The sequence below is a fragment of the Variovorax sp. E3 genome (assembly GCF_016082275.1).
Classification (GTDB): Bacteria; Pseudomonadota; Gammaproteobacteria; order Burkholderiales; family Burkholderiaceae_C; genus Variovorax.
The window spans coordinates 1-4094 of sequence record NZ_MOWM01000285.1; the positions used below are offsets into that span (position 1 = coordinate 1).

3 protein-coding genes are annotated in these 4094 nt (G+C 71.3%); 2 read left to right on the top strand and 1 reads right to left on the bottom strand.

Features of this window, described 5'->3' with window-relative positions; genetic code table 11:
- Window positions 1-356: 356 nt before the first annotated feature.
- Window positions 357-1463, top strand: coding sequence for a fumarylacetoacetate hydrolase family protein (locus BMG07_RS39965; protein WP_198089107.1), 1107 nt, complete (start codon window positions 357-359; stop codon window positions 1461-1463).
- A 12-nt stretch (window positions 1464-1475) separates the two neighbouring features.
- Here the strand turns inward: BMG07_RS39965 and BMG07_RS43775 are convergent, their stop codons facing one another.
- Complete coding sequence (locus tag BMG07_RS43775; RefSeq protein ID WP_269759881.1) at window positions 1476-2219, bottom strand: helix-turn-helix transcriptional regulator; 744 nt, start codon at window positions 2217-2219, stop codon at window positions 1476-1478.
- Between the two features lie 123 nt (window positions 2220-2342).
- Here BMG07_RS43775 and BMG07_RS39975 point away from each other — a divergent pair.
- A partial coding sequence (locus BMG07_RS39975; protein ID WP_198089108.1) for an FAD-dependent monooxygenase occupies window positions 2343-4094 on the top strand: 1752 nt, incomplete at its 3' end.

Here is a 4094-nt window from a genome sequence, read left to right on the forward strand (position 1 = left end):
CGGCGCGGCGGCGGCCGGGGCGGCCGGCTTTTCCGATGCGGGCGGCGCGATCACGATCGTGCGCGTGATGAACTTGTTGGCCAGCGGCGAGGGCTCCGGCCCGATGGCCGTCGGCGCCAGCCCGAGCACCAGCACGTGGATCAGCGCCACCGCCAGCGTCAGCGCGGCCAGCACCCGCCAGGACGGGCGCCGGGCAGGCCGGCGGACAGCGAAGAGGGGGCGACGAGCGTCGGCATCAGTGTGTGGAGTGGGGCGCCGGCGGCAAGGTTCACCAAGACCACCTCGGTACACTGCCGCCCGTTCAACCAGTTTAAGTGGGAGCGCCTTGGCCGCTTCCGCATGCACCGCACCGCATCATGAAACTCGCCACCCTGAAGGACGGCTCGCGCGACGGCCAGCTCGTCGTCGTTTCGCGCGACCTCACGCTCGCCCATTACGCCACCGGCATCGCGAACCGGCTGCAGCAGGTGCTGGACGACTGGGGCTTCATGAGCCCGCAGCTGCAGGACCTGTACGACACGCTCAACCACGGCCGCGCGCGCCACGCGTTTCCGTTCGACCCCTCGATGTGCATGGCGCCGCTGCCGCGCGCCTACCAGTGGGCCGACGGCTCGGCCTACCTGAACCACGTCGAGCTGGTGCGCCAGGCGCGCAACGCCGAAGTGCCCGAGAGCTTCTACACCGACCCGCTGATGTACCAGGGCGGCAGCGACGACTTCCTGGGCCCGGTCGACGACATCGTGGTGCCCAACGAGGCCATGGGCATCGACTTCGAGGCCGAGATCGCCGTCATCACCGGCGACGTGAAGATGGGCGCCACGCCCGACCAGGCGCTGGACGGCATCCGCCTGGTGATGCTGGCCAACGACGTGAGCCTGCGCAACCTGATTCCGGCCGAGCTGGCCAAGGGCTTCGGCTTCTTCCAGAGCAAGCCCGCCACCGCCTTCAGCCCCGTGGCCGTGACGCTCGACGAGATCGGCGAAGCCTGGCAGGACGGCCGCGTGCACCTGGCGCTGCAAAGCAGCTGGAACGGCCGCAAGGTCGGCATGTGCGACGCGGGGCCCGAGATGACTTTCCACTTTGGCCAGCTCATCGCCCACATCGCCAAGACGCGCAACGTGCGCGCCGGCAGCATCGTCGGCAGCGGCACGGTGAGCAACAAGGGCGTGGAGAAGAACGGCCGCATGGACTGGCCCAAGGGCTATTCATGCATTGCCGAGAAGCGCTGCATCGAGACCATCCAGGGCGGCGCGCCCGTCACCGAGTTCATGAAGTTCGGCGACACCATCCGCATCGAGATGAAGGGGCTGGACGGGCGCTCGCTGTTCGGCGCGATCGACCAGGAAGTGGTGTCGACGCACGGGCGGCCGAAGGAAGCGCCGGTGTCGCTGGTGAAGCCCGTGGCCGACGCCGACGCGCCGCAGAACGACGACGCACCGCAAGCCGAAGCCTCCGAAGACTGAGGCGTCCGGCGTTCAGCGCGGCCCGGCGCCGCGCAGCAGCTCTTTCTGCGACCGTATCCCCAGCCGACGGAACGCCCGGTACTGGTGGGTGCGCACGGTCGTCAGCTCCACGCCGATTTCCCGTGCCGCCTCCTTCGCGGTCTTGCCCGCCATCAGGTGGCCGATGACTTCGCGCTCGCGCAGGCTCAGCGTCAGCAGCCGCGAGGCGAGGGCCGGCTCCACCGCCTCGCGCACGGCCATCGCGCTGCGCCCGTGCGCGGCGGTTGCGTCGGCCAGCAGCGTGGCGTGCGCCTCGATGCGGCCGAAGTCTTCCGCGCCGAACTCCGGCTGCGCCAGGCTGCGGTAGAAGCTCACCGCCACGCGTTGCCCCGTGGGCAGCAGCAACAGCACCGACGCGCGCTCGCGGATGCCCACGTCGCCGTAGCAGGCCGCGCGGTAGGCCGGGTCGGCCACCTCGTCGGCGCGCTGGTGGCCCAGCCACAGCTGCGCGCGCTGGGGCAGCTTGCGCCCCGCGAGCCACGCCATGTTGGGGTCGAGCAGGTCGAAGCGCTGGGCCACGTAGCGCTCCGACGTGCGCTCGGCCGTGCTGCCGTAGCTGCTCGCGGCCGACACCGCCTCGATGCGCCCCGCCGCGTCGACCGCGAACACGGTGCAGAAGGTGATGGGCATCACGCGCTGCATCGCCTTCAGGTAGCTGGTGGCCAGGTGCGCCGTGCCCACGCCGCCCAGCACGTCGCCGACCACGGCGGCGGCCAAGGGAGTGTCGGTGGGATGGATGCGCCAGCGCCTCATGCGTGAAGAAAAAACAGGGATAGGGGTAAGTACCTCGTACGAAGTTATGACATCGGCGGTCCTTGCGCATCGGGACAATCCCGTCGGATGACGAACCCTCCCGCCGCCGCCCCGGGCGATGCCGCCAGCGGCCCCGTGCCGCCGCCGGCCAGCGCCACCGAACTCCCGCCCTCCGTGGGCGCCTTCCACTACACGCGCTACAAGCCGTGGACCCCGCCGCTCGAGCAGGACGGCGTCGAGCCCGGCCGCCACCCGGTGGTGATCGCGGGCGGCGGGCCGGTCGGCATGGCGCTTGCGCTGGGGCTTGCGAACCACGGCGTGCGCTGCGTGATCCTCGAGGCCGACGACACCGTGTGCGTGGGCAGCCGCGCGGCCTGCATCTCGCGCCGCAGCCTGGAGATCATGGAGCGCCTGGGCGTGCTGCCGGGCTTCATGGGCAAGGGCCTGCCGTGGAGCGTGGGCCGCAGCTTCTACAAGACGGCCGAGGTGTTCCGCTTCGAGATGCCGACCGACGCGCGCCAGAAGCTGCCGCCGATGATCAACCTGGAGCAGTACTACGCCGAGCACTACCTGCTCGAGGAAATCTTCCGCCGCAACGAGGCCACGCCGGGGCTCATCGACATCCGCTGGGGCACCGAGCTCACCGGCCTGGCGCAGGACGACGAGGGCGTGACGCTCGACGTGCGCAACGCCGAGGGCGCCTACCGGCTGCACGGCCAGTGGCTCGCGGCCTGCGACGGCGGCCAGAGCTTCGTGCGCAAGGCGATGGGGCTCGCGCTGGAGGGCACGGGCTACGAAGGCCGCTACGTGATCATCGACATCGAGCTGCACAGCGGCCACCCGACCGAGCGCCGCGCCTGGTTCGACCCGCCGTGGAACCCCGGCTCGACCGTGCTGATGCATCGCCAGCCCGACGACATCTGGCGCATCGACTACCAGCTGCGCCCCGGCCAGAGCACCGAAGAGGCACTGCAGCCGCCGGCCGTGGCCGAGTTCGTGCAGCGCCACCTCGACGCCATCGGCGAAGGCCACCTGCCGTGGAAGACGGTGTGGACCTCGGTCTACCGCGCCGGCGCGATGACGCTGGAGCGCTACCGCCACGGCCGCGTCGTGTTCGCGGGCAACGCGGCGCATGCGATGCCGATCTTCGGCGTGCGCGGGCTCAACTCGGGCTTCGACGACGCGGACAACCTCGCGTGGAAGCTGGCGTTCGTGGCCAAGGGCCTGTCGGGCGCGGCGCTGCTCGACTCGTACTCGCAGGAACGCATCGCGGCCTTCCACGTGAACGCCGAGAACGCGATGCGCAGCACCGAATTCATGTCGCCGCCGTCGCGCGGCTTCGACCTGCTGCGCGAGGCGGCGCTGTCGCTGTCCGAGGCGCACCGGGGCATTGCGCAGCTGATCAACCCGCGCCAGACGCAGGCCGTGCGCTATGCCGATTCGGCGCTGTCGAGCGCGGGCGACGAATTGCCGGCGGGGCCGCTGCCGGGCGAGGTGATGCCGGAGCAGCCGCTCGAACGCGGCCACCTCACCGACTGGATCGCGCCCACGTTCACGCTGCTGGTGCTGCGGCCCGACGTGGCCGCGCCGCCGGCCGCCGGCATCGCGCTTGCGCGGCAAGGGGCGCTGCCGCTGGCCGTTCGCACCATCGCCGCCCCGGGGATCGACGGCGCCGACGCGCACGCATCGCCCGAGGTGTTCGAGGCGCTCGGCGCGCAAGACGGCGCGGTCTACCTGCTGCGCCCCGACGGCCACGTGGCCGCGCGCTGGCACCGGCTACCGGCCGGCGCATTGCAACCCGCGCTGGCCCGCGCCGCCGCGGCCCTGGAGATTTCGCAT

Excerpts from the sequence above, each read along its gene's own strand:
- BMG07_RS39965 (WP_198089107.1), top strand. The coding sequence starts at position 357 with ATGAAACTCGCCACCCTGAAGGACGGCTCGCGCGACGGCCAGCTCGTC.